The following is a 25285-nucleotide window of genomic DNA, read 5'->3' as shown; positions in this document are numbered from 1 at the left end:
GGGCGGGAACGGGGGCGCACTGCGGGGCGGGGGCGTGCGTGCACTGGGGGCTCTTGCGCGGGGAGACGTATCTGGACCCGTTGCTGCTGTTGCCGCCGTGGCTGTTGAACCGGGGCCCGTCGAGACTGCTGCCGGTACTGGGGGTGCCGCTGCCGAAGGGGTCGTGAGAGCCGAAGGGGTCGTGAGAGACGGTTGCGCGACTGCGGCTCGGTGGGGACGGCTGCGCGACTGCGGCCCGGTGGAAGACCGTTGCGCGAGTGCGGCTCGGTGGGGGCTGATCGCGCAGTTCCCCGCGCCCCTGACGGGGCGCTACAGCCGTCGGCTCTTTTCAGCCGCGGGTAGTCGCCGGTGAGCGCCCCCCCCCGGCCCCCTCAGCCCCTACGCCCCCTCAGCCCCCTCAGCCCCCTACGCCCCGCAAGGCCATCGCCACAGCCGCATCTGTGATGACCTCGGGGTCCTCCGCCGCGCCCAGCTCGATGCGGCGGACCGCGGCGTCCACGACGCCCTGGACCAGCATCGCGGCGAGGCGGGGCTGGTCGTGGCCCAGTTCCGCCAGCGCCGCGACGATCATCGCGACCAGGCCCCCGTGCGCGGCGCGGATCTTCTCGCGGGCCCCGGCGTCCAGCTCGCTCGCCGAGATCGCGACCACCGCCCGGTGCCGCCGGTCCCCGACCAGGGTCAGCTGCCGGCGCACATACGTCTCGACCTTGCCCTCGGCGGTGGCCGCCCGCTCCATCGCCGCCTCGACCTCCGCCGCCCACACGGGGAAGTCGACCTCGCACAGCTCCTCGACCACGGCGGCCCGGGAGCGGAAGTACTCGTACACCGACGACCGCGCGAGCCCGGTCCGCTCGGCGAGCGCCGGGAACGTCAGCGCCTCCGTCCCGCCCTCGGACAGCAGGGACCGCGCCGCGTCCAGCAGGGCGGCTCGCTGCATCGACCGGTGCTCGGCCACGGAGGCCGCTCGAATCCTTGGCACGGCGTCCACTTTACGGACGCACCGGGCCGCGCGGGAGGCAGCACGACGGGGACGCGGGCCACCTCGCCGGCGCCGACGGCGGAAAACCCTCGCTCAGCGGCCGAAACTCGCCAGCTTCGCGCGCAGCTGAAGCACCGACTTGGTGTGGATCTGGCTGACCCGGCTCTCGGTGACCCCGAGTACGTTCCCGATCTCGGCGAGGGTGAGTCCCTCGTAGTAGTAGAGGGTGACCACGGTCTTCTCCCGGTCGGGCAGCGTGTTGATCGCGCGCGCCAGGAACCGCCGCAGCTCCCGGTCCTCGGCCACCTCCACGGGGTCGTCCGCGGCGGTGTCCTCCAGCGTGTCCATGAAACTCAGGCCGTCCCCGCCCTCGCCCCCGACGTGCAGCAGTTCCTCCAGGGCCACCACGTTGGCCAGGGACAGCTGGCTGAAGACGGCATGGAGCTCGTCGACCTCGATGCCCAGCTCCGCCGCCACCTCCCCTTCTGAGGGCGTTCTGCGCAGCCGCGCCTCCAGGGTGGCGTAGGCACGCTCGACGTTGCGGGCCTTCTGCCGCACCGAGCGCGGGATCCAGTCCAGCGCCCGCAGCTCGTCGATCATGGCACCGCGGATCCGGGTGATCGCGTACGTCTCGAACTTGATCTCCCGGTCGACGTCGAACTTCTCGATCGCGTCGATCAGCCCGAACACCCCGGAGGAGACGAAGTCGGCCTGCTCCACGTTGGGCGGCAGACCGACGCTCACCCGTCCGGCCACGTACTTGACCAGCGGCGAGTAGTGCAGGATCAGCTGCTCCCGCAGCCGCTCGTCCCCTGTCGCCTTGTACGACCGCCACAGCTCGTCGAGTGTCGAGGGAGCGGGCGGCCGCACGCTGCCACCGTCACGGGCGGCTGGGGGGATCGCCGCCCGGTCGGACCCGGAGGTGTGCTGGGGCATTCGTCGCCTTGTGCCGTTCTGCTGTGAAGTGCCAGGAATTGCCGTGATGTGCCGAGAGACGGGTGGGCCGGGGGGAGGGGAGGTCGGGCGCGGTGGCGTTTCTGGGGTCGGTGGGCGTGGTCCGCGCGGGGCTTTTCGTGAGCGTAGCGTGACTGAGGAGTCGCGGTGCGCGAACAACGAGGCTCCACCCCTGCGCGAACACCCTGTACGGCGCGTCGGGGCGCGTCCGGCCGGTTGCTCTGCGTGATCGCCCGGGGCGTCAACTCCGGGAATTCCCAAGGGGGTCGGGCGTTCCCCCGGACGGCCGAACACGCTCGGTCAGCACCGACTCCGACCGCCCCTGACCGAGATCAACGCCTGGCGTGTCAACTTCCAGCCGTCGTCATGTCGTTCGACGTAACCAAGTGCTCGGAGTTCGTACAGCCTCGCGACCGCCTCGTCCTGGGACGTCTGGGCGCCGCGGGCCACCTCTTCGGGTGATGCCGGCCGGTTGCCGGGCAGGGCGGCCAGGACCTGCCGGGCGGCGGGCTCCAGCAGGTCCCGCGGGAGGACGGGACCGCGTCTGGCCGGGGCCAGCTCGCCCATGTCGCCCACGAGTTCGACGACTTCCGCGGCGTCGGTGACCAGCACGGACTCGCCTCTCAACAGTTCGTGCACCCCGGCCGAGAGGGCGCTGGTGGCCGGCCCGGGCACGCCCATCGTGAACCGGCCGAGCCGCTGCGCCGCCCGTGCGGTGACCAGCGAGCCGCTGCGGTGGGCGGCCTCCACGACGACGGTTCCCCTGGTGAGGGCGGCGATGACCCGGTTGCGGAGCACGAACCTGCTGGGGGTGGGGTGTTCGCCGGGCGGCAACTCCCCCACCACCAGTCCCTGTTCGGCGATCCGGTTGATCAACTCGGTGTGTCCTCGGGGGTAGGGCCGGTCGACCCCGCAGGCCAGGACGGCGGCGGTGGCGCCGCCGGCACCGAGGGCTCCGCGGTGGGCGGCGCCGTCGACGCCGTAGGCACCGCCGGACACCACCACCCAGCCGCGCTCGGCGAGCCCGGCGGCGAGGACGGCCGCCATGTGGGCGCCGTACTCGGTACAGGCCCGGGCGCCGACGACGGCGACGGCCTGGAGCGCCCACATACGCAGGCTGGGCCGCCCCCGCACCCACAGCCCGAGTGGCCGGGCATCACGAAGGTCGTCGAGCTGGGCCGGCCACTCGATGTCGCCGGGGGCGACGAAGCGCACGCCTGCCTCCCGGGCGGTCGCGAGGTCCTGTTCCGGGTCGGCTCGGGCCGCCCTGGCCATGAGACCGGCCCAGCGAGCCCCGCTCACTCCGGGCAGGGGCGGCCCGCCGCCGCGCAGGCGGTGGACCACCTCCGGCACGCCGTACTCCCGCAGCCACCGCCCGCCCGTCTCGTCGCCGGGTTCGAGGACCCGGGTGAGGAAGATCCGGGCGAGCGGTCCGCCCTCGGTCATGTCGCGGCCCCTTCCAGGACCGCGCCGCGCCGGACGCCGGTGCGCAGTTCCAGGGCGAGGTTGACGTCGTTGGCGCTGGGCCGGTCGTGGCCGGCCAGGTCGGCCAGGGTCCAGGCGACCCGGAGCACCCGGTCGAAGCCGCGGGCGGTGAGCAGCCCTCGGTCGAGGTCCAGTTCGGCCTTGGCCAGCGCGCCGGGCCTGACGTGCCAGCGGGTGCGCAGTTCATGGCCGGGGACCTCGCTGTTGGTGCCCCAGGGCAGCCCCTCGTAGCGGTGGGCGGCCCGTTCGCGGGCGGCGCGCACCCGGTCGGCCACGGCGGCGGAGGACTCGGCGCCGGTGTGGAGCCGGAGCAGTTCGTCCCGGCCGACCGGTTCCACGCTCACCCTGAGGTCCACGCGGTCCATCAGGGGTCCGGAGAGCCGGGCCCGGTACCGCTTGATCGAGGAGGGCCGGCACTCGCAGGTGTCATCGGGGGTGCCGTGCCTGCCGCACGGGCAGGGGTTGGCGGCCAGGACCATGAGGAACCTCGCCGGCATGCGCAGTATCCCGGCGGCCCGGGCGACCACCACGTGCCCCGACTCCAGGGGCTGGCGGAGGGCGTCGAGGACACTGCTGTGGAATTCGGCGGCCTCGTCCAGGAAGAGGACCCCGTGGTGGGCCAGGGACACCGCGCCGGGGCGGGGCAGGCCGGTGCCGCCGCCGACCAGGGAGGCCATGGTCGCCGAGTGGTGCGGGGAGCAGTAGGGCGGCCTGTTGACCAGGGGGTGTCCGGGTGGCAGCATCCCGGCGACCGAGTGGACGGCGGTGACCTCCAGGGACTCCTGGCGGCTCAGCTCGGGCAGCAGCCCCGGTAGCCGTTCGGCCAGCATGGTCTTGCCCGCGCCCGGCGGGCCCTTGAAGAAGACGTGGTGGCGCCCCGCCGCGGCCACCTCCAGCGCGGCCCTGGCCACGTGCTGCCCGGCGACGTCCGCCAGGTCGGGTGCGTGCTCGCCGGTCACCGGGCCGGCGGCCAGTCCCATGCCGGGCAGGGCCAGGCCGGCGAGGAAGGGGTCGGGGCGGATCTCTCCGGAGACGGGCTCCTCGTCGGGCACCGGTTCGTCGGTGAGCACCGCGATCAGCTGGCGCAGGCTTCGTACGCCCAGCACCGACACCCCCGGCACCAGCGAGGCCTCCGGCACCGCGCTCTCCGGCACCACCACCTGCTCGTAGCCGGCGTCGGCGGCGGCCAGTACCGCCGGGAGGATGCCCCGTACCGGGCGCACCCGGCCGTCCAAGCCGAGTTCGCCGATCATCACGATCTCGGCGAGCACCCGGGGATCGATCCGCTCGGCCGCCCCGAGCACGGCGGCGGCCACCGCGAGGTCGAAGCCGCTGCCGCTCTTGGGCACCGACGCCGGGCTGAGCCCCACGGTCAGTTTCTTCGAGGGCCAGGGGGCGCCCGAGTTCACCACCGCGGCCCTGACCCGGTCCTTGCTCTCCGTCAGGCTCTTGTCCGGGAGCCCCACCAGCGTGAAGGCCGCCACGCCCGGCTCCAGGTCGGCCTGGACCTCCACCACCACGCCCTCGACGCCCACCAGCGCCACCGAGCAGGTCCGTGCGAAACCCATCTCAGGCCACCCCCCGGACGTGCTCGACCACGGGTGCCCCGCGTCGCGGCAGGACCACACCGATCAGGTCGATGCGGACGCCGCCCGGCGGTGCCCCTCCATGGGCGTGGATCCAGTGTTCGGCGAGGCCGCGCAGCCGTTCCGCCTTCTCGGGCGAGACGGCGGCCATGGGATGCTCGAACACCCCCGCCCGCCGGGTCTTGACCTCGCAGACGACCAGGACGTCCCCGTCCCGCGCCACGATGTCGATCTCGCCCGTCCTGCCGCAGCGCCAGTTGCGCTCCAGGACCGTCAGGCCGGTCTCCGTCAGCCGCCGCGCGGCCAGCGTCTCGCCGTACCTGCCGAGTGCGCTGCGTGCCCGATTGGTGTTCATGTCGGCACCACCTCCGGCGCCAACCGTCACGCACACCGCACCCAAGAGTTGATCTTGGTGGGCTACTCAGCCGTTGTGGACAACTCCGTCACCCACACGAGCGACCACAGCACGCAGAGACCACAGCACACGGCTCAGCCGCCCGGCAGCTCCAGGTCGCTCTTGTTCAGCTCCTCGATGTTCACGTCCTTGAACGTAAGGACGCGGACCTGCTTCACGAAGCGAGCCGGCCGGTACATGTCCCAGACCCAGGCGTCCGCCATGGACACCTCGAAGAAGACCTCGCCCTGGACCGAGTGCACCTGCATCTCGTAATCGTTGGTGAGGTAGAAGCGCCGCTCGGTCTCGATCACGTATTTGAACAGACCGACGACATCGCGGTACTCCCGGTAGAGCTTCAGCTCCATCTCGGTCTCGTACTTCTCGAGGTCCTCGGCGCTCATGGCATGTTCCCCTTCAGCCGTGCGATCCCACCATTGTGCGCCAGTCCCGCGCGCCCCTAGACGATTTCGGGGTCAAGGGTGACGGGCCTGACGGGGGGACCCTCGTCGAGCAGCCTACGGAACAGCCCGGCGAGTCTGGTCGGATACACCGTCTCATGTGCCCGGGTCAGTTCCCGGCACGTCCACCAGCGCGCTCCGGCGACACTGCGCCGCTCCAGCTCGGTCAGGCCCCTGGCCTCGATCACCGTCTGCGTCGTACGGGCCAGGAAGTACCACTCGTCCTGGTCCCAGCGGCGGCCGGCGAACGGGAAGGAGCACATCCGGCGCCACAGCACCGGCCCGAGTTCGACGTCCGTGATGCCGGTCTCCTCGGCGAGTTCCCGCAGCGCGGCCTCCTCACGGGTCTCGTCGCCCTCCAGTCCGCCGCCGGGCGTGAACCACCAGTCGTCGGCCGGGTCGTCCGGTTCATGGCCGTGCAGCAGCAGGATGCGGTCGTCGGGATCGAGCAGGACGACCCGGGCCACCTTGCGCAGGCCGCCCTCGTACGGCGCCTCAGCGGGCACCGGCGGACCCCGTACGGCCGCGGCCGCGGGAACGGCCCAGCAAGCTCGCGACAGGGCCGTAGGCGCCGCCGCCGAGGACCAGCACACCACCGGCCACGATCACGAACTCGATGATGCGCAGCGGACCCGGCTGGGAGAGACTGCCCAGTTCCTCGAAGCCGGTCGGGCGCTTGAGCATGCCCTTCATCGGCCAGACCACGGCATCCACCCGCGCGGTCACGGCACTGCGCGCGACCGTGCCCTTGGCCGCGTCGGTGAGATGGGCGGTGGAGTCGAGGGAGCCCTGGCGCTCGTCACCGAGGAGGAAGAGCCGGCCCTTGGGGACGGTGACGGTCGGGAAACCCTGGAGCTCGGCCAGGCTGCCGGCCGGCAGATACGGTTCGTCGATCGGCTTGCCGTTGACGGTGAGCTTGCCCTTGGTGCAGCAGGCGACCGTGTCCCCGCCGACCGCCACCACGCGCTTGACGACGTCCGCGTTGGTGACCCAGCTGGTGTCGTGGAAGACGACCACGTCGCCCCGGCGGACCTGGTCGCCGTCGATGCGCTGGCCGAGGACCCGGTCCCCGGCGTCGATCGTCGGCGTCATCGAACCGGTGGGCACGGTGTACGGCCGGTAGACCACCGCTCCCCAGGCGAACCCGCCGAGGAAGAGCACGATGCCCAGCGCCACCGCGATCCCGGACAACCGGTTCCCGAGCCCGCCGCCGGTCCGCGCCGTACCGGTGCTGGTGCCGCCGCCGCTGCGCGGGGCCGTACGTATCGTGCTCTCGCCGCTCATGAGGCCGCACCCTACCCGGCGGTACCGGGCAGGGGCAGCCCTTCTCCGGCGGCCCTGGTCACAAGCTCCCCAAGGGTTTCACATGGGCCGGTCAGCCCGGCCCGCACGCACCCCGTCAGCGCTTGCCGGCAGCCGCCCGCCGGTCGAACTTGGACCCGGTCCGGTCGCCCCGCCGACGGCGCCACACGACGATCGGCAGGACGGCGGCGACGGCCACGCCCTCCGGGGCCACCGAGAGGGAGGCCGCGGCGGAGCTCTGCGTGTTGATGCCGGACTGGTCGAAGGTGTCCGGGACGGGCAGCGTGCCCCAGCGGTTGATCGGCCAGGCCTTGACGATGGCACGGCCGACGACCTCCTTCACCGGAACCATGCCGTGGTGCGCGTCGGACTGGTTGTAGCGGGAGTCGCGGGAGTTCTGGCGGTGGTCGCCCATCACCCAGATGTAGCCCTTGGGCACCTTCACCGTGAACTGGCCGCCCTGGTCGTCGACGCTGCACGGGGTGTTGCCCGGGTACACGTACGGCTCGTTCAGCGCATGGCCGTTGACCATGAGCGGGCCGCTGTTCTTGCAGGAGACGGTGTCGCCGCCGACGCCGATGACCCGCTTGATCAGGTCCTTCTCCTCGGCGGACGGCATCAGGCCGATCCAGCTGAGGAACGTCTGGATCGCGTTCGGCTGGGCGGTGGGCTCGCCCGCCAGCCAGTCGTCCGGGTCGTGGAAGACGACGACCTCGCCGCGCTCCGGCTCGGAGCCGAACCACGGGGTGAGCTTGTCGACCAGGACGCGGTCACCCTGCTGGAGGGTGTTCTGCATCGAGTCCGACGGGATCGAGAACGCCTGCACCAGGAACGTCTTGATCAGCAGCGCCAGGACCAGCGCGATGCCGATCAGGATCGGCAGTTCCTTCCAGAAGGAGCGGGGCTTCTTCGGTGCGGGTGCCGCCGCGCCGCTCCCGTCGTCGTCCGTCCCGGCGCCGCCGCCCCCGGAGTACGGGCCGTCCGCCGGGGTGGGGCCCCCGGCCGGTCCGCCGTCACTGCCGGAGGTGGTACCACCGTCTGCGCTGGGGACATTCTCCTCGGGGCGCCCGTGCTCCTCGCCGTCGTGTCCCGACCGTGCGCCTACCGCCACATCCCCCACGCCAACTCCTTACTCCGTGCCGCCGCCGGCGCCATCCACGGCGCAGGCCCACCACTCCCATAACGAGCGGGAGTTCCGCAGGGCTCGGGAGTCGGACGTATCCGTCTGGAACGTCGGAGGCAACCCTATGCGACACCTGGGGAGCCGCGGTCGACCCCGACACAGAGTCAGAAACGCTTGCGAAGGTTTTAGGTTCCTGGAGCGAGGACCAGTGACCGAGCGGCCAGCCGATCCACTTGGCCCGCCCCACCACGTTGCTCACCGGCACCGTGCCGCCGTAGTCGGTGTCCTGGTGGGCCCGGGAGTCGGCCGAGTTGCCCCGGTGGTCGCCCATCACCCAGAGCCGGCCCTGCGGGACGGTGATGTCGAACTCCTGGGTGGACGGGGCGTTCCCGGGATACAGGTAGTTGCCCTCCGTCAGCGGCACGCCGTTGACGGTCACCCGGCCCTGCGCGTCACAGCACTTGACGTGGTCACCGCCGACGCCGATGACCCGCTTGATGAGGTCCTTCTCGTTGGCGGAGGGCAGCAGACCGATGAAGGTGAGCCCTTCCTTGAGCTGCTTGACGACGACCGGGTCGTTGGCCTTGGTGGTCTGCTCGTCGGCCAGCCAGCCGCCCGGGTCGTGGAAGACGACGACGTCTCCGCGGTGCGGCTGCCAGCCGAACCAGGGGGTGAACTTGTCCACCAGGACACGGTCGCCGATCCGGATCGTCTGCTCCATCGAGCCCGACGGGATCACGAAGGCCTGGACGAGGAACGTCTTCAGCACGAGCGCTATCAGGACGGCGACACCGACCAGCAGCGGTATCTCCCGCATGGCTCCGCGCCGGCGCTTGCGCTTGACCTTGCGCTGCAGCTTGCGCCGCTCCGCGCGGGAGCGGCCGCCGCCCGGGCTGGAGGTGCGCCGGACCCCGGTGGGCAGCAGCGTGGCGGCGGCGTCGACGGGCACACCGCGTGGTTTGCCGCGGTTACCCATGCACGCCCTCCGCCGGCTTCGACCGCCGCGCCCCGGCGGCCTCGCTCGCGGGCACGCGCGCGTAGGCGGCCGGGCGAGAGAGCCGGGTCCAGTGGGCGTACGGCCAGATGATCCAGTCGGCGCGTCCGATGACCGTCCTGACGGGGACCATGCCGCCGCCGGGCGAGCCGAGACGGTCGCGGGAGTCGCTGGAGTCGCTGCGGTGGTCACCGAGGACGAAGAGCCGGCCGCCTGGGACGACGACGTCGAAGGCCACGGTGGAGGGGGTGTCCCCCGGATAGAGGAACGCGGTCTCGTCGACCGACCGGCCGTTCACTTCGATCCTCCCCTTCTTGTCGCAGCAGACCACATGGTCTCCTCCCACACCGACAACGCGTTTGATGTAGTCGGCGTCCCCGAAATACCCGGCTCCGTCGAACACGACGACATCGCCGCGGCGCGGCTCGGCACCGAAACGGTACGCCAACTTATCTACGAGAACCCGGTCCCCGATCCTCAATCCCTGTTCCATGGATCCGCTGGGAATCTGGAATGGTTGGGCCACGAAAGTGTTGAGGGCGAGCAAAAACACCAGGCAGGTGAAGAGGGTCAGGGTGACCCAGCCGCCCGGCAGCCAGTCGGCGACCCGGGTCAGGAACGCGAAACGCGACCGGTCCTCCACGGCCCCTGGATCGGGACGGGAGGAGCGGTCGCGCTCCGTCGGCTGTGCTTCGGTGTCCATCGAGGCCAGATGCTATCCGGCCGGGATAAGAACCCCGTTCGCGCGAGATCAGTTCTCGCGCTTCTCCTTGATCTTCGCGGCCTTACCGCGCAGCTCGCGCAGGTAGTAGAGCTTGGCGCGACGCACGTCACCGCGGGTGACGAGCTCGATCTTCTCGACGATCGGGGTGTGCACCGGGAAGGTGCGCTCGACGCCGACGGAGAAGGAGACCTTGCGGACCGTGAAGGTCTCGCGGACACCGCTGCCCTGGCGGCGGATCACAACGCCCTTGAACTGCTGCACACGGGAGCGGTTGCCCTCGATGACGCGGACGTGGACGTTGACGGTGTCACCCGGGCGGAAGGCCGGGACGTCGCTGCGCAGCGACGCGGAGTCGACGGTGTCGAGCAGGTGAGACATTTCGTCTGCTTTCCTCGCTGATGCCACAGGTCATCAACGGAAACTAGGTGTTCCATGGGGTCTGCCGTGCGGGTCGGGGCGGGCGTCGTGTCCCCCTGTGGCAGGGGCGCGCGCCGGACGGACGCACAACAGCGGCCTATTCTTCCACGCCCTCTGGCCTGCGCCAAAATCGGCCGTGGGGGGTGCCCTCCGGGTCCGGGGCCCAGCCCAGGATGGAGAGCATCTCGCGGTCCTTCTTGTCGAAGGCCTTGGGGTCGCAGCGCTCGATCAGGTCGGGCCGGTGGGCGGTGGTCCGCTTCAGGGCCTCGTCGCGGCGCCAACGGGCGATCTTGCCGTGATGGCCGCTGAGCAGCACGTCAGGGATGTCCCGGCCGCGCCAGACGGGCGGCTTGGTGTAGACGGGGCCCTCCAGGAGGTTGGCCATCGCGCCGGGCGCGAACGAGTCGTCCCGGTGCGACTCGGCGTTGCCGAGGACGCCGGGCAGCAGCCGTGCCACGGCTTCCGTGATCACCAGGACGGCCGCCTCGCCACCGGCGAGCACGTAGTCGCCGATGGACACCTCGTACACCGGCATCCGGGTCGCGTACTCGTCCATGACGCGCCGGTCGATGCCCTCGTAGCGGGCCGGTGTGAAGATCAGCCAGGGCCGTTCGGAGAGTTCGACGGCGAGTTCCTGGGTGAAGGGGCGGCCGCTGGGGGTGGGGACGATCAGGGCGGGGGCGTGCGAGCCGGTGTCGTAGCCGTCGGCGAGCGCGGAGTCGAGGGCGTCGCCCCAGGGCTCGGTCTTCATGACCATGCCAGGCCCGCCGCCGTACGGGGTGTCGTCGACCGTGTTGTGACGGTCGTACGTCCACGCCCGCAGGTCGTGCACATGGACGTCGAGCTGACCGCGCGCGCGTGCCTTGCCGACGAGCGAGACGTTCAGCGGTTCCAGGTACTCGGGAAAGATCGTGACGACGTCGAGGCGCATCTCTTACGACTCTTCCCGCGAGGACGCGATCTCGGCCTGGTCGTCGATCAGGCCCGGCGGGGGCGCGATGACCGCCTTCTGCTCCTCCAGGTCGATCTCGGTGACGATCTCCTCGACGAACGGGATCATCACCTCACTGCCGTCGGGGCGCTCGACGATGAAGAGGTCCTGGGAGGGCAGGTGCGAGATCTCGGTGATCCGGCCGACCTCGGTGCCGTCCTCGGTGACCACGTCCAGGTCGATGAGCTGGTGGTCGTAGTACTCGTCCTCGCCCTCGGGCAGTTCCTCCGGGTCGATCTCGGCGATCAGGAGGGTGTTACGCAGGGCCTCGGCGCCGGTGCGGTCCTTGACGCCCTCGAAGCGCAGGATCAGGCGGCCGCTGTGCACCCGGCCCGTCTCGATGGTGAGCGGTCCCACGCCGGCGGGATCGGTGGCGAGTACGGCGCCCGGCCCGAGCCTGAGCTCCGGTTCGTCGGTGCGTACCTCCACGGTGACCTCGCCCTTGATGCCGTGGGCGCGGCCGATCCGTGCGACTACGAGCTGCACTTTCCCTGGTCTCCTGTCATTGCCCGCTCCTCGACTGCACTGATACGACTGTGCTCATAACGACTGCGGGCCGGGGACGGCCAGTGGCCCTCCCCGGCCCGAGCCGGTGCTGCTGCGAAAGCGTCAGCGGACGTGGTCCACGTCGACGAGGTCGACGCGCACTCCGCGACCGCCGATGGCGCCCACGACGGTGCGCAGGGCACGCGCGGTGCGGCCGTTGCGGCCGATCACCTTGCCGAGGTCGTCGGGGTGCACCCGGACCTCCAGCACGCGCCCGCGACGCAGGTTGCGCGAGGCGACCTGCACATCGTCAGGGTTGTCGACGATGCCCTTCACGAGGTGCTCAAGCGCCTCTTCGAGCATGCTGCTCAGGCCTCGGTCGACTCGGACTCAGCCGCGGCCTCGTCCTTCTTCTCAGCCTTCTTCTTCTGGGTGATCGCCTCACCCTTGCCCTCGTCGTCACCGCCGAGCGCCTCGAACGTCGGACGCGTGGCCTTCGGCGCGGCGACGAGCAGCGGCGCCGGGGCGGGCTCGCCCTTGAACTTCTGCCAGTCGCCGGTCTTCTTCAGGATGGCGAGGACGGGCTCGGTCGGCTGGGCACCGACGCCGAGCCAGTACGCGACACGGTCGGCGTCCACCTCGATGACCGACGGGTTGTAGGTCGGGTGGTACTTGCCGATCTCCTCGATCGCACGGCCGTCACGGCGGGTGCGGGAGTCGGCGACGACGATGCGGTAGTGAGGCGAACGGATCTTGCCCAGACGCTTCAGCTTGATCTTGACTGCCACGGGAGTGGGTTCTCCTGATTTTGACGTGGTTGGGCACGGCGAGACTGCCGCGTGGGGTTGCGGTACCCGAGTGCCCGATGGACGCGTCAGCCGGAGGAGAGAGGGGTCCTGTGCGACTGTCGAGTACAGCTAGCCATTGTGCCACACCCTGTGGGTCGCTCGGTCCGGCGGTCGGGCGAGAGCACGCCGAAGGCGCACCCGGCGTGGAGGTGGTGTACGTCGGGTGCGCCGACCGGCGTCAGGGCGCGGTGACGGCTGCGGCTGCCACGAGCAGCCGTGGCCTATGCCGCGCCGACGACCTCCGGGATGCGGAACGGCTTGCCGCAGCCGCCGCACACGATGGGGGCCTGGGCCAGAACCGACGGAACCACCCGGACATTGCGTCCGCAGTCGCACACCGCCTTGACGCGGACGCCACCACCGGAGGATCCGTGGCGGGCGGCCGGGCCGCGGAAGGTACGGGTGGTGTCGGCGGAGGTGGCCACCGTGTGCGCCTTGAGGGCCCGCTGCAGTCTCTCGATGGTCGGGCGGTAGCGGCGCTTCGCCTCGGGGTTGAGCGAGACCAGCGAGAAGCCGCTGCTGGGGTGCGGCTCTTCGGGGTGGTCCAGGCCCAGCTCCTCGGCGATCGCGAGGAATCGGCGGTTGTGGTAGCGGCCGGCCCGTGAGGTGTCGCGGACTCCTCTGGAAGCGGCGATGCCGTGGACTGCCTCATGGAGCAGCCGTTCGAAGGAGAGCTCGTGACCGCACGCGGACGACGACTCCCCGATCAGGGACTCTGGCGCGGCAAGGTCCGGCAGCTCGGGGTGGTACCGCTGAATGTCGGCCCACGCCTGCGCCAGCTCTGCGGCGAGAACAGGTGGTGTCTGTGTCGTGCTCACGTAATGACAACGAGCGGGGGTGCCGCTGTGTTCCTATTCCGGGGCATCCCAAATAATTTGCACGTACCCGTCAGTCGGCACTGATGCGTGGAGACGAGTACGGGTGCGCTGATCTGCGGAGAAGCCTCACAGCTCGTACCAAGCCGGTGCGTAGTCTGACGTACGCCCCGGCACGTACCCCCGGCCCGGACGACTGAGCGGCTGTCGTCGGCGGAGCGCAAGACACGTTTCGGTCGCTCTCGTGGCTCTCATGGCTCTCCTGGCCGAGGCCGCCACCCCGGTCAGCGTGCCCGGCTTCGCGGACGTTACTCCGGAGCCGACCATGGCCGGAACCGCCGTGTCGTGGGTCCGATGGTAGAGCCCCAAGTTGCCGGGATGTGAAATCTCGCCACAGTCATAGTCCATGCACAAGCCGGGACCCGCGACCTCTGGACGCCACCGCGAGCCCGGAGTTATGTGGCATAGGTGGGAAGTGCGGGCGCACGGCACGGGGGCCACGGAATCGGTCAGTGCGTATCTCTCTGCGGATTGGGGCGCTTACCTATGACACCTACGCTCGTGCGGCACCACCCTGCTCACGCGGACTCCACCCCCCGCGTGGACCTGGGCGCACGCGCGCGTGACTGGTCCGAGATCCAGGAGCGGATGCTGGTGCCGCTCTACGAGACCGTCCACGAGCGACTCGAAGTGGGCCCGGCCACCCGGCTGCTCGGCCTGCACTGCGGTTCCGGGCTCGCCCTGCTGATGGCGGCTGTCAGAGGAGCCACGGTGACCGGAGTCGACTCCTCCCCCGAACGGCTCGCCCTCGCCCGGGAGCGGCTGCTGCCCGACCCGGCACCGGGCGCACGGGGACGCGGCCGGGCCGCCCGGATCGTCCAGGGCCGGCCCGGGGACACCGTGGACGGGCGGGCACCCTCGTACAACCTGATCACCGCCTTCGATCCGATCGGCTGCCTGGCCGGGGACGCCGAGGGACTCGTCGGCCTGCTCGCCGACGCGGTCCCGCTGGCGGCGCGCGGGGCGGCCGTGGTGCTGGCCGGCTGGGGTCCGCCGGAGCGCTGCGCGACCTCGTCCGTGCTGCGGGTGGCCGCGAAGTTGGCCGATCCTTTGCGCGGCGCGGGCTGCTGGCGTCCGGCCTGCCGTGACGATCTGGAGGAGGTGGCCGAGCGGGCCGGTCTGCGGATCGACGGTTCCGGCCGGGTCTCCTGCCCGTTCGGGTACGCCGGCGTGGACAACGCGGTGCGCGGGCTGCTGTCCACCGGGCTGTTCGATGCGGGGATCGTGGCGGCCGACGAGGAGCAGGTCGGCAAGGAGCTGGCGGAGGCGCTGCATCCGTATCTTCGTGCGGACGGGACGGTGTGGATGCCGAATGTCTTCCGGTATCTGATCGCGCGAGTGCGCTGACGCTCCGCGGCGGCCCTGGTTCTTCGTCCGCGGCGCCGTGGGGGCTGGTCGCGCAGTTCCCCGCGCCCCTTCGGGGCGCTCGGCCGCTCGGTGTTACTTGCGCGGTGGCGCGGGGTTGGCCGTATCCGGACGGTACGGCGCCGGCCAACCCCTGGCACCCGGGCAGGTGAACTCAGCCCATGAACTTCTTGAACTCGTCCGGCAGCTCGAACTCCTCGGGGCCCTGCTGCGGCACCCCGAAGGCGTTTCCGGCCTGGGCGGCGGCCTCGCGCCGCTGGGCCGCCTCCAGCTCCTGCTGCTTGCGCTTCATCGGGTTGCCGGAGCGCTGCTTGCCCTTGGCCTGCTTCTGCTGCTTCCGCTGCCGGCCGGGGCCGCCGCCCATGCCGGGGATTCCCGGCATGCCCGGCATGCCGCCGCCCTGGGCCATGCGGGACATCATCTTGCGGGCCTCGAAGAACCGCTCGACCAGGTTCTTCACGGCGCTGACCTCGACACCGGAACCGCGGGCGATACGGGCGCGCCGCGAGCCGTTGATGATCGTCGGGTCCTGGCGCTCGCCGGGGGTCATCGACTTGATGATGGCGGCGGTGCGGTCGACGTCCCGCTCGTCCAGGTTGTTGATCTGGTCCTTGATCTGCCCCATGCCGGGCAGCATCCCGAGCAGCTTGCTGATGCTGCCCATCTTCCTGACCTGCTCCATCTGGGCCAGGAAGTCGTCCAGGGTGAAGTCCTGGCCCTTCTTGGACGCCAGCTTCGAGGCCATCTTCTCGGCCTCTTCCTGGTCGAACACCTTGCCCGCCTGCTCGAGCAGGGTGAGCAGGTCACCCTGGTCGAGGATGCGGGAGGCCATCCGGTCAGGGTGGAACGCGTCGAAGTCCTCGAGCTTCTCGCCGCTCGACGCGAACATGATCGGCTTGCCGGTGACCTGGCGGATCGACAGGGCGGCACCACCGCGGGCGTCACCGTCGAGCTTGGAGAGGACCACACCGTCGAAGCCGACGCCGTCGCGGAAGGCCTCGGCGGTGGTGACGGCGTCCTGACCGATCATCGCGTCGACGACGAAGAGGATCTCGTCCGGCGAGACCGCGTCCCGGATGTCCGCGGCCTGCCGCATCATGTCCTGGTCGATGCCGAGGCGGCCGGCGGTGTCCACGATCACGATGTCGTGGACCTTCTGCTTGGCGAACTCGATGGAGTCCTTGGCGACCTTGACCGGGTCGCCCACGCCGTTGCCCGGCTCGGGCGCGTAGACGGCGACACCGGCGCGCTCGGCGACGACGCTGAGCTGGTTCACGGCGTTCGGGCGCTGGAGGTCGGCGGCGACGAGCACCGGCGAGTGGCCCTGCTCCTTCAGCCAGCGGCCGAGCTTGCCCGCGAGGGTGGTCTTACCGGCACCCTGGAGACCCGCCAGCATGATCACGCTAGGCGGCTGCTTGGCGAAGCGCAGACGCCGGGTCTCGCCGCCGAGGATCGTGACGAGCTCGTCCTTCACGATCAGCAGGACCTGCTGGGCCGGGTTCATGGAACGCGAGACCTCGGCGCCGAGGGAGCGTTCCTTGACGTTCTTGATGAACGCCCGGACGACCGGCAGGGCCACGTCGGCTTCGAGCAGCGCGATGCGGATGTCCCGCGTCACGGCGTCGATGTCGGCTTCGCTCAGACGCCCCTTGCCGCGCAGATTCTTGAAGGTCGCTGAAAGGCGATCGGAGAGAGTGTCGAACACGGCGGCGTCGGTCCTCGGAGTCGGGGGCGGTGAGCGTCTTCCAGGGTATCCGGCCGCGCAAGGAAGTCGTCCCCGCCTTGCACGACCCGGCGGTCGGACCCGTGGTGTCAGGCCCGCAGCGTCTCCTCCAGCGCCCGCGCGACCGAGGCCGCCTCCTCCCCCGCCAGCGGGGTCCCGGCGGCCGACGTCACGTAGAAGGCGTCCACGGCGTTCGAGCCCAGCGTCGACACATGGGCGCTGCGTACCCGCACACCCGCCTTGTCCAGCGCGTTCCCGAGCCGGAACAGCAGCCCCGGCGCGTCCTGGGCGCGTACCTCGAACACCGTCGCGTGCCGGGAGGCGGCCGAGGCCACCGTCACCCGCGGCGGCGGCGCCACCCGGCCGCGGCGCCTCGGGTAGGCCGCGTCCCGCTCGGCCAGCCGGCCCGCGATGTCGAGCGAGCCGTCCAGCGCCCGCACCAGGTCGGCCCGCAGCCGGGCGGCCTGCGGCAGCGAGCCGTACTCGGCCGCCACCCGCCAGTCGAGGAGCAGGACCGTGCCGTCGCCGTCGTGGACGTCGGCCGGGAGCTGGAGGGTGCGCAGTTCGGCCGTGCGGACCGTGAGGCGGTGCACGGCCAGCACGCCCGCGACGGCCGGCAGCACGCCGGGCTGGTCGGGTACGGCGATGAGCAGCTCCACACCGAGCGGTTCCGGCTCGCCCGGCTCGTCGTCCGGGGCCGGGGGCTCGGTCTGGGCGCGCAGGGACAGCACCGGACCGCCGGTGCGGAACGCCTCGATGGCGAGCCGCTCCTGCTCGGCCGTGGGCGCGCCCGGCTCGGGTTCCTCGGCGGTGTCCCCGGCGAGGACCGCGGAGACCCGCTTGACCAGGTCGGCGACGAGGGAACCGCGCCAGGAGGACCAGGCCGCCGGGCCGGTGGCCAGGGCGTCCGCCTCGGTGAGGGCGTGCAGCAGCTCCAGGGTGCCCTGGGTCGAGACGGCGTCGGCGACCAGGCGCACGGTGGCCGGGTCCTCCAGGTCGCGCCGGGTGGCGGTCTCGACGAGCAGCAGGTGGTGGCGGACCAGGGTCGCCAGGACCGCCACGTCGGCGCGGTCGAAGCCGATCCGGGCCGCCACGTCCTTGGCGATGATCTCGCCGGCCACCGAGTGGTCGCCGGGCCAGCCCTTGCCGATGTCGTGCAGCAGGGCGGCGACCAGCAGCAGGTCGGGGCGGTGCACGCGGCGGGTGAACTCGGAGGCGCGGACGGCGGTCTCGATCAGGTGCCGGTCGACGGTCCAGATGTGCACGGCGTTGCGCTGCGGGCGGCAGCGCACCCGCTCCCAGTCCGGGAGCAGGCGGGTGATCAGGCCCTCGGCCTCCAGGGCCTCCCAGACGTCGATCGTGGGACGGCCGGATCCGAGCAGCGTGACCAGCTGTTCACGGGCCTCGGCGGGCCAGGGCGTGGGCAGCGGGCGGGCGGTGGCGGCCAGGCGCCGTACGGCGTGCAGGGAGAGCGGGAGGCCGGCCTGGGCGGCGGCGGCCGCGGCGCGCAGCGGAAGCACGGGGTCGCGCTCGGGGCGTGCGGCGCGGGCGAGCACCACCTCGCCGTCCTGCTCCACCACCCCTTCGGCGAGCGGGGAGCGCTCGGGTACGGGCTTGCCGCCGCCGAGCATGGCGCGCAGCCGCGGCCGGACGGCGCGCGAGCGCAGCACGCGCCCCACTTCACGCCAGGTGACGTCACTGGCGTACGAGACGACCCGCGCGGCCTCGTAGACCTGGCGCAGCAGGGTGTCGGCGTCGAGGAGGTCCAGTTCGGCGGCGACCTGGTCCTGCTCCTGGAGGGCGAGGCGGTCGGTCGCGCGCCCTGTCGTCAGGTGCAGCGCGTCACGGACGTCGAGGAGGCGCCGGCGGGCGTCGGCGAGGCCCTCACGGGGTGCGTCGGCCACCCAGGAGGCGGCGACGGCGCGCAGGGCGGTGGCGTCGCGGAGCCCGCCGCGGGCCTCCTTGAGGTCCGGCTCCAGGAGGTACTGGAGCTCTCCCTGGCGTTCGGCGCGCTCGGCGCACAGTTCCTGGAGTTCGGGGAGCCGTCTCGGCGCCTGGTTGCGCCAGTCGGCGAGGATCGCGGTGCGCAGTCCGGAGGTGAGGCCGAGGTCGCCGGCGATGTGGCGGGCGTCGAGCAGGCCGAGCTGGACCTTGAGGTCGTCGCCCGCGGTCTTGCGGGCCTCGGCGGGGGTGCGTACCGAGTGGTCGAGGGCGAGGCCGAGGTCCCAGACGGGGTACCAGAGCCGGTCGGCGACGGCGGCCACCGCGCCGGAGTCGCCGCCGTCGTGCAGCAGCAGGAGGTCCAGGTCGCTGCGCGGCGAGAGTTCACCGCGGCCGTAGCCGCCGACGGCGACCAGCGAGACACCGCCGCGGATGCCCTCGGTGGCCGCCGCGAACAGCCCGGTCAGCCATTCGTCGGTGAGCTCGGCGAGGGCGCTACGGCGCGGCGGCCCGGACCGCGCCCCCTCGGTGAGGAGGCGCAGCCGGGCCGCCGCGTAGCCGCTGGGTCCCGTGTCCTCTGCGTCGTTCCGCACATCCGTACCCGTCACCCGGCGACTCCTGCCTGTATGCAGATGGTGGTTCTGTTCTACAGCGCGTCGGGGCCGCGCTCGCCCGTGCGCACCCGCACGGCGGTCTCGACCGGGAGCGACCAGACCTTGCCGTCACCGATCTTGCCGGTGCGCGCGGCCTTGACGATCACGTCGATCAGCTGCTCGGCGTCGTCGTCCTCGGCCAGCACCTCGATGCGGATCTTGGGAACCAGGTCGACGGTGTACTCGGCACCACGGTAGACCTCGGTGTGGCCGCGCTGCCGACCGTAGCCGCTGGCCTCGGTGACCGTGAGGCCGTGGACGCCGAAGGCCTGCAGGGCTTCCTTGATCTCGTCGAGCCGGTGCGGCTTCACGACGGCGGTGATGAGCTTCATGCGTCCACCTTCTTGCTCGAACCGGCCAGGGCTCCGCCTGCGATGGCGCTGACGACACCGCCGCCCGCGCCGCTGAAGTCGTATGCAGTCTCGGCGTGCTCGGCCTGGTCGATGCCGGAGATCTCGTCGTCCTCGGAGACCCGCATGCCGATGGTCTTGTCGAGGAGGAAGGCGAGGACGGCGGAGGCGACGAGGGAGTAGGCGAGGACGGCACCGACACCGGCGAACTGCTTCCACAGCTGGGTGAAGGAGTGGTCGCCGTAGAAGACACCGGTCGCGGTGGACTGGCCCTTGCCGGTGGCGAAGAAGCCGATGAGCAGGGAGCCGATGATGCCGCCGACCATGTGGACGCCGACCACGTCCAGGGAGTCGTCGTAGCCGAACTTGAACTTCAGGCCGACGGCCGCGGCGCAGGCGACACCGGCGATGGCACCGACGGCGATCGCGCCGAGCGGGGAGACCGCACCACCCGAGGGGGTGATCGCGACCAGACCGGCGACCGCTCCGGAGGCGGCGCCCAGCGTGGTGAACGCGCCGTGCCGGATCTTCTCGTAGGCGAGCCAGGCGAGCATGGCGGCGGCGGTGGCGACCTGCGTGTTGACGAACATCAGCGCGCCGACGCCGTCGTCGTTGCCGAGCCAGGAGCCGGCGTTGAAGCCGAACCAGCCGAACCACAGGAGCCCGGCGCCGAGCATGACCAGCGGGAGGCTGTGCGGGCGCATCGGGTCCTTCTTGAAGCCGACGCGCTTGCCGATGACCAGGATGACGCCGAGGGCGCCGGCACCGGCGTTGATGTGGACCGCGGTACCACCGGCGAAGTCGATCACGCCGAGCTTGAAGGCCCAGCCGTCGGCGCCCCAGACCCAGTGGGCGACCGGGACGTAGACAACCGTGAGCCACAGGGCGACGAAGAGCGCCCAGGCCGAGAACTTGACGCGGTCCGCGATGGCGCCGCTTATCAGGGCCGGCGTGATGACCGCGAACATCATCTGGAAGACCATGAAGACGAAGATCGGGATCGTGTAGCCGTCCCAGAGCTCCGTCAGGCCGATGTTGCTCAGGCCCAGCCAGTCGGAGTTGAAGCCGATGAAGCCGTTGCTGGAGCCGAAGGCCAGGGAGAAGCCGTAGAGCACCCACAGGATGGTGACGATCCCGATGCTGATGAAGCTCATCATCAGCATGTTGAGGGTGCTCTTGACGCGGACCATGCCGCCGTAGAAGAAGGCGAGTCCCGGCGTCATGAGCAGCACCAGGGCGGAGCAGATGAGCATGAAGCCCGTGTTCGCGGCAGACAGCTTGGGTGCCTCCGCGGCAAGCGTGATGGCGGCTGATGCCATCGGCGTCTCCTCGTCGGTTGTACGGCCCCGTGCGGGTCGGAGCGTGAGCGGTCCGGTGAAGCGGGGGGTGGGCCGGTTATGCGCCATGAGATTGGCGCAGCGCGGTTTCGGTCGGTGCCCCTCGTTGTTTCGCCGGGGTGACGAAGGCGCCTTGCGTGTTACGCGTCGATGAACTGCGAGATGTCCGACTGCGGGATCGTTATCGTGACGCAACCTTCCCGGGGAGGCATCCCGGCACAAGAGAGCCGGCCGCGGTGGCCTTCCGAATGACCTGGCATGGGGGAGCCGAGTCGGGCAGTTCGGGAGGGCCGGCCGCGGCCGGGGTCCGGGGTCGCCGGAGGTCAGACCGCTTCGGCGGTCTCCGGCAGGTCGGCGGCCAGCTGCTCGGTGAGGTCGACGACCGCCGCGAGGTCGCCGTGGTCACGGACGGCCGAGTCGACCGTCTTTCGAATACGGGTGTTCACGCGCTCGGAGCGCACCTTCTTGGCGATGCCCAGGGCCTCGGAGACGAGCACCGTGCTCTGCTCGGCCTCGCTCCGCAGCAGGTGCACGGTGGCCATGCCGATCAGGTTCAGCGCGTACGACCGCTGGTGCTCGGCGTCCTTGGCGAACAGCTCCACGGCCCGCTGCATCAGGGGCTCCGCCAGGGACGCGTAGGTGGGGCTGCGGCCGGCGACATAGGCGAGGTCGCGGAAGGAGTGCGAGTTCTCGCCGTAGAGCTCGGCCTCGGAGAAGAAGCGGATCCAGTCGGGGTCCGGCTCGTCCCACTCGTCCGCCTCGGCGAAGGTGTCCTCGGCCATCCGGACCGCCCGCTTGCACTTGCCGGGCTGGCCCATGTTGGCGTAGGCGCGGGCCTCCATCGCATACAGCATCGACTGGGTGCGCGGGCTGGCGCAGTCCCGGCTGCCGTACTGGGCGAGGTGGATCAGCTCCAGCGCGTCGTCGGGCCGGCCGAGGTGGATCATCTGACGGCTCATGCTGGAGAGCACGTACGAGCCGAGCGGCTTGTCGCCGGCCTCCTTGGCCGCGTGCAGGGCGAGCACGAAGTACTTCTGGGCGGTGGGCTGGAGCCCGACGTCGTACGACATCCAGCCGGCCAGTTCGGCGAGTTCGGCGGCGACCTGGAAGAGCTTGCGGGAGGTGGCCTCGGGCTGGGGCTCCTGGAGCAGGTCGGTGACCTCGTGCAGCTGGCCGACGACCGCCTTGCGGCGCAGTCCGCCGCCGCACTGGGCGTCCCACTGGCGGAACATCACCGTGGTGGACTCCAGCAGCTCCAGCTCGGGCCTGGAGAGGCGGCCGGGCCGGCGGGACTCGGCCGCCGACTCGGTGACCGCGTGCTGCGGGCCGCCCGGCGAGGGGACCAGCCAACGCTGCATGGGCTCGATGAGGGACGGGCCCGCCGACAGGGCCAGCGAGGTTCCGAGGAAGCCGCGCCGCGCCAGCATCAGGTCGCTGCGCGAGAACTCGCTGAGCAGGGCCACTGTCTGCGGGCCCGTCCAGGGCAGGTCGACGCCGGTCGCGGAGGGTGACTGGCGTGCGGCCCGCAGACCCAGGTCCTCGACCGAGACGACACAGCCGAACCGCTCGGAGAACAGCTCGGAGAGGATCCTGGGGATGGGCTCGCGCGGGTTCTCCCCGTCGAGCCAGCGGCGCACCCTGGACGTGTCGGTGGAGATGTGGTTGGCGCCCAACTGGCGTGCTCTGCGGTTCACTTGCCGCGCCAGCTCGCCCTTCGACCAGCCACTGCGCACGAACCACGAGTTGAGCAGCTCATTGGGGCGCTTGTCGGTGCTGGTCGCGGTCGCCCCGCTTCCGCCGTTGCCGCCCACTGGAACGCCCCCATCCCTGAGACCACTTGATGCCGGATGCGCCAAGCCCTATCAGAATGCCGGTAAATACGGCCGCCCGTCCCGCGGTTCTCACCCTTCGAACGGGATCCCGAGTTGCCTCCGGCATACCCACGAGTGCATGTGCCCCCAGGCCTCGTGCACTCAAAGTAATCCTACGATCACTGGTCCAGCCATGGCGATCCCGGAAACGCCACCATTCGCCACCCCTTCGAATGAACTCACGATGCCCTTGGCGCGATTCACTTGACATAGGACGGCCGGGAGTTGGCGGAACGATGCGTTCGGGGGCGCGTGTCCTCAGGTACACCACCCGGAATGCTTCGAGGCGCCGCCTTGACCGTGCGGGCGGACGGGAAAGCGGAGCCGTAGCGTCACGTTCCGTTTCAGTCCCGTTCCGTGTCGTAACCACCGGCGCGCCGGACCCGTTGGAGGGGGCATGGGCTTCACGATCGGCGGCATGCGAGAGATCCGCTCCGGCACACGTCGGCGCGGTCGTTCGTCGGACTGCACCGCCGTCGCCGAGTTCACCGGCCTGTGGGGCTGGGACGTGGTGCCGGGCGCCCGGGCCGCGGCCGGGGCGTGCTCCTGCGGGCACGCCGACTGTCCCGCGCCGGGCGCGCACCCGCTGGACTTCGCGCCCCAGGTGTCCGCGGGCGCCACGCTCGACGAGGTCACCAAGGCCTGGGGCGAGTTCCCGGGCGCGGCGGTGATGCTGCCGGTCGGCCGCGCGTTCGACGTCATCGAGGTCGCCGAGCCCGCCGGGCGGCGCGCCCTGGTCCGCCTGGAGCGCATGGGCCTGCCGCTCGGGCCGGTCACCGCCACCCCGGAGGGCCGCGCCCACTTCTTCGTCGCCCCCGGCGCCGCCGCCGAACTCCCCGGCCTGCTCTACCGCATGGGCTGGGACGACCCGACCTCGCTCGACCTGCGCGGCCTCGGCTCCGGTGCGTACATCACCGCGCCGCCGTCGGACCGGGGCGGCCTGGGCCCGGTGCGCTGGCTGCGGCCGCCGGCCCTGGACTCGGCGACCAGGCCGCCGGCCGCGCGCCTGCTGCTGGGGACGCTGGCGTACGTGGCGCACCGCTCGCGGGCGTAGGGCTCCGCACACAGCGAAGCGCCCGCTCCCGGCTGTGTCCCGGGAACGGGCGCTTCTTGCAGCTGTGGGTAAATTTACCCGGCTGCTACTCCCCGATAAGGGCGTCAACGAACGCCTCCGGCTCGAACGGGGCCAGGTCGTCCGCGCCCTCGCCGAGGCCGATGAGCTTGACCGGAACCCCCAGTTCGCGCTGGACCGCGATCACGATGCCGCCCTTCGCGGTGCCGTCCAGCTTGGTGAGCACGATGCCGGTGATGTCCACGACCTCGGCGAACACCCGGGCCTGGACCAGGCCGTTCTGCCCGGTGGTGGCGTCGAGGACGAGCAGCACCTCGTCCAGCGGGGCGTGCTTCTCGACGACCCGCTTGACCTTGCCGAGCTCGTCCATGAGCCCGGTCTTGGTGTGAAGCCGCCCGGCGGTGTCGATGAGGACGACGTCGACCCCCATCTCCTTGCCCTCCTTCACCGCGTCGAACGCGACGGAGGCGGGGTCACCGGCCTCCGGCCCGCGCACGGTGTGGGCGCCGACCCGCTCGCCCCAGGTCTGGAGCTGGTCGGCGGCGGCGGCCCGGAAGGTGTCGGCGGCGCCGAGGACGACCGTCCGGCCGTCGGCGACGAGCACCCGGGCGAGCTTGCCGGTGGTGGTGGTCTTGCCGGTGCCGTTGACACCGACGACCATCACGATGCCGGGCTTGCGGTCCTCGGGCTCGGTCTGCACCGCGCGGTCGACGTCGGTGCCGACCAGCTTGAGCAGCTCCTCGCGCAGCAGCCCGCGCAGCTCGTCGGGGGTGCGGGTGCCGAGCACCTTGACGCGCTCGCGCAGCCGGTCGACCAGTTCGGTGGTGGGCTGCACACCGACGTCGGCGGTGAGCAGGGTGTCCTCGACCTCCTCCCAGGTCTCCTCGTCGAGGTGCTCGCGCGAGAGCAGCGTGAGCAGCCCCTTGCCGAGGGCGTTCTGGGAGCGGGACAGCCGGGCGCGCAGCCGGACCAGGCGGCCGGCAGTGGGCTCCGGGATCTCGATCGCGGGAGCTTCGGGGACGGGCGGCTCTTCCACGACGACGGGAGCCGAGCCGTCGGGAAGATCGACCTCCTCTATCGTCCGGCGCGGTTCGTCGCGCGGCGTCTCGGCCTCGTCGCCGACGTGCGGCTCGGCCGGGGGCGCGGTGATGTCGGGCGCGGCGGGGGGCGGCGGGGGCAGCGACTTCTTGCGCCGGCTGCCGACGACGAGCCCGCCGAGCGCGCCGAGCACGACCACGGCGATGACTACAGCAAGGATGACGGTTTCCATAACCCGTCCAGTATCCATCCCTCCATCACGGCCGACTTTGTTCCCTCGCGAAGGAGTCCCTGGAGGATCCCCCGAATACGGGCG

At 71.3% G+C, this 25285-nt stretch carries 25 protein-coding genes and 1 pseudogene; 3 read left to right on the top strand and 23 right to left on the bottom strand.

Annotated elements, in window-relative coordinates; genetic code table 11:
- Window positions 1–167: pseudogene (locus MB828_RS25275) on the top strand (M23 family peptidase); the annotation flags it as partial.
- 230 nt (window positions 168–397) lie between these two features.
- Here MB828_RS25275 and MB828_RS25270 read toward each other — a convergent pair.
- From MB828_RS25270 to MB828_RS25190, 17 genes are all read right to left on the bottom strand, one after another.
- Window positions 398–955, bottom strand: a complete 558-nt coding sequence (locus MB828_RS25270; protein ID WP_133027390.1) for a TetR/AcrR family transcriptional regulator — start codon at window positions 953–955, stop codon at window positions 398–400.
- A 117-nt stretch (window positions 956–1072) separates the two neighbouring features.
- Window positions 1073–1915: an RNA polymerase sigma factor WhiG gene (gene whiG, locus MB828_RS25265; RefSeq protein WP_133027318.1), complete on the bottom strand. Its 843-nt coding sequence runs from the start codon at window positions 1913–1915 to the stop codon at window positions 1073–1075.
- 318 nt (window positions 1916–2233) lie between these two features.
- Window positions 2234–3379 (bottom strand): DNA-processing protein DprA, encoded by a 1146-nt coding sequence (dprA, locus tag MB828_RS25260; RefSeq protein WP_301650205.1) that lies wholly within the window; start codon window positions 3377–3379, stop codon window positions 2234–2236.
- Window positions 3376–4986, bottom strand: a complete 1611-nt coding sequence (locus MB828_RS25255; RefSeq protein ID WP_301650204.1) for a YifB family Mg chelatase-like AAA ATPase — start codon at window positions 4984–4986, stop codon at window positions 3376–3378. Before MB828_RS25255 ends, dprA begins: the two co-directional genes overlap by 4 nt.
- 1 nt (window position 4987) lies before the next feature.
- On the bottom strand, window positions 4988–5359 hold the full coding sequence (locus MB828_RS25250; protein ID WP_301650203.1) for a YraN family protein: 372 nt from the start codon (window positions 5357–5359) through the stop codon (window positions 4988–4990).
- A 134-nt stretch (window positions 5360–5493) separates the two neighbouring features.
- Complete coding sequence (locus MB828_RS25245; RefSeq protein ID WP_003965949.1) at window positions 5494–5802, bottom strand: DUF2469 domain-containing protein; 309 nt, start codon at window positions 5800–5802, stop codon at window positions 5494–5496.
- A 56-nt stretch (window positions 5803–5858) separates the two neighbouring features.
- On the bottom strand, window positions 5859–6365 hold the full coding sequence (locus MB828_RS25240) for an NUDIX hydrolase (protein ID WP_301650202.1): 507 nt from the start codon (window positions 6363–6365) through the stop codon (window positions 5859–5861).
- Window positions 6355–7143, bottom strand: a complete 789-nt coding sequence (gene lepB, locus MB828_RS25235) for a signal peptidase I (protein WP_301650201.1) — start codon at window positions 7141–7143, stop codon at window positions 6355–6357. Before lepB (MB828_RS25235) ends, MB828_RS25240 begins: the two co-directional genes overlap by 11 nt.
- 115 nt (window positions 7144–7258) lie before the next feature.
- Window positions 7259–8281 carry a signal peptidase I gene (lepB, locus tag MB828_RS25230; protein WP_301650200.1) on the bottom strand — a complete coding sequence of 341 codons (1023 nt, stop codon included), beginning with the start codon at window positions 8279–8281 and terminating at the stop codon, window positions 7259–7261.
- Complete coding sequence (gene lepB / locus MB828_RS25225; RefSeq protein ID WP_133027311.1) at window positions 8175–9260, bottom strand: signal peptidase I; 1086 nt, start codon at window positions 9258–9260, stop codon at window positions 8175–8177. The genes lepB (MB828_RS25230) and lepB (MB828_RS25225) overlap by 107 nt, the downstream gene beginning before the upstream one ends.
- Entirely contained in the window at window positions 9253–9981 is a 729-nt protein-coding gene (gene lepB, locus MB828_RS25220; RefSeq protein ID WP_301650199.1) for a signal peptidase I, read from the bottom strand. The genes lepB (MB828_RS25225) and lepB (MB828_RS25220) overlap by 8 nt, the downstream gene beginning before the upstream one ends.
- 48 nt (window positions 9982–10029) lie before the next feature.
- Entirely contained in the window at window positions 10030–10380 is a 351-nt protein-coding gene (rplS, locus tag MB828_RS25215) for a 50S ribosomal protein L19 (protein WP_046727833.1), read from the bottom strand.
- 136 nt (window positions 10381–10516) lie between these two features.
- On the bottom strand, window positions 10517–11350 hold the full coding sequence (gene trmD, locus MB828_RS25210; RefSeq protein WP_301650198.1) for a tRNA (guanosine(37)-N1)-methyltransferase TrmD: 834 nt from the start codon (window positions 11348–11350) through the stop codon (window positions 10517–10519).
- A 3-nt stretch (window positions 11351–11353) separates the two neighbouring features.
- On the bottom strand, window positions 11354–11896 hold the full coding sequence (rimM, locus tag MB828_RS25205; RefSeq protein WP_133027308.1) for a ribosome maturation factor RimM: 543 nt from the start codon (window positions 11894–11896) through the stop codon (window positions 11354–11356).
- 123 nt (window positions 11897–12019) lie between these two features.
- Window positions 12020–12259 (bottom strand): RNA-binding protein, encoded by a 240-nt coding sequence (locus MB828_RS25200; protein ID WP_003973401.1) that lies wholly within the window; start codon window positions 12257–12259, stop codon window positions 12020–12022.
- 5 nt (window positions 12260–12264) lie between these two features.
- Window positions 12265–12684 carry a 30S ribosomal protein S16 gene (rpsP, locus tag MB828_RS25195; protein WP_133027307.1) on the bottom strand — a complete coding sequence of 140 codons (420 nt, stop codon included), beginning with the start codon at window positions 12682–12684 and terminating at the stop codon, window positions 12265–12267.
- A 281-nt stretch (window positions 12685–12965) separates the two neighbouring features.
- The gene (locus MB828_RS25190; protein WP_301650197.1) at window positions 12966–13562 is read right to left on the bottom strand and encodes a hypothetical protein; all 597 of its coding nucleotides are present in this window, start codon (window positions 13560–13562) and stop codon (window positions 12966–12968) included.
- A gap of 543 nt (window positions 13563–14105) precedes the next feature.
- Between MB828_RS25190 and MB828_RS25185 the strand changes: the two genes are divergently transcribed.
- Window positions 14106–14966 carry an SAM-dependent methyltransferase gene (locus MB828_RS25185; RefSeq protein ID WP_301650196.1) on the top strand — a complete coding sequence of 287 codons (861 nt, stop codon included), beginning with the start codon at window positions 14106–14108 and terminating at the stop codon, window positions 14964–14966.
- 172 nt (window positions 14967–15138) lie between these two features.
- Here MB828_RS25185 and ffh read toward each other — a convergent pair whose 3' ends face one another.
- From ffh to nsdA, 5 genes are all read right to left on the bottom strand, one after another.
- The gene (gene ffh, locus MB828_RS25180) at window positions 15139–16689 is read right to left on the bottom strand and encodes a signal recognition particle protein (RefSeq protein WP_301650195.1); all 1551 of its coding nucleotides are present in this window, start codon (window positions 16687–16689) and stop codon (window positions 15139–15141) included.
- A gap of 107 nt (window positions 16690–16796) precedes the next feature.
- Complete coding sequence (locus MB828_RS25175; RefSeq protein ID WP_301650194.1) at window positions 16797–19256, bottom strand: [protein-PII] uridylyltransferase; 2460 nt, start codon at window positions 19254–19256, stop codon at window positions 16797–16799.
- Window positions 19257–19294: 38 nt separating this feature from the next.
- A complete protein-coding gene (locus MB828_RS25170; protein ID WP_003997576.1) occupies window positions 19295–19633 on the bottom strand; it encodes a P-II family nitrogen regulator in 339 nt (112 codons plus the stop codon).
- Window positions 19630–20970 (bottom strand): ammonium transporter, encoded by a 1341-nt coding sequence (locus tag MB828_RS25165; RefSeq protein WP_301650193.1) that lies wholly within the window; start codon window positions 20968–20970, stop codon window positions 19630–19632. The genes MB828_RS25170 and MB828_RS25165 overlap by 4 nt, the downstream gene beginning before the upstream one ends.
- A 341-nt stretch (window positions 20971–21311) precedes the next feature.
- Window positions 21312–22799: a transcriptional repressor NsdA gene (nsdA, locus tag MB828_RS25160; RefSeq protein ID WP_301650192.1), complete on the bottom strand. Its 1488-nt coding sequence runs from the start codon at window positions 22797–22799 to the stop codon at window positions 21312–21314.
- Between the two features lie 457 nt (window positions 22800–23256).
- On the opposite strand from nsdA, the gene MB828_RS25155 reads away from it, so the two are divergent.
- Window positions 23257–23913 carry a bifunctional DNA primase/polymerase gene (locus MB828_RS25155; protein WP_301650191.1) on the top strand — a complete coding sequence of 219 codons (657 nt, stop codon included), beginning with the start codon at window positions 23257–23259 and terminating at the stop codon, window positions 23911–23913.
- A gap of 85 nt (window positions 23914–23998) precedes the next feature.
- Here MB828_RS25155 and ftsY read toward each other — a convergent pair whose 3' ends face one another.
- Entirely contained in the window at window positions 23999–25201 is a 1203-nt protein-coding gene (gene ftsY / locus MB828_RS25150) for a signal recognition particle-docking protein FtsY (protein WP_301650190.1), read from the bottom strand.
- Window positions 25202–25285 lie beyond the last annotated feature (84 nt).

It is taken from the genome of Streptomyces arenae (genome assembly GCF_022343545.1).
Taxonomy (GTDB): Bacteria; Actinomycetota; Actinomycetes; order Streptomycetales; family Streptomycetaceae; genus Streptomyces; species Streptomyces humi.
This window is presented reverse-complemented; position numbering and strand designations above follow the sequence as displayed.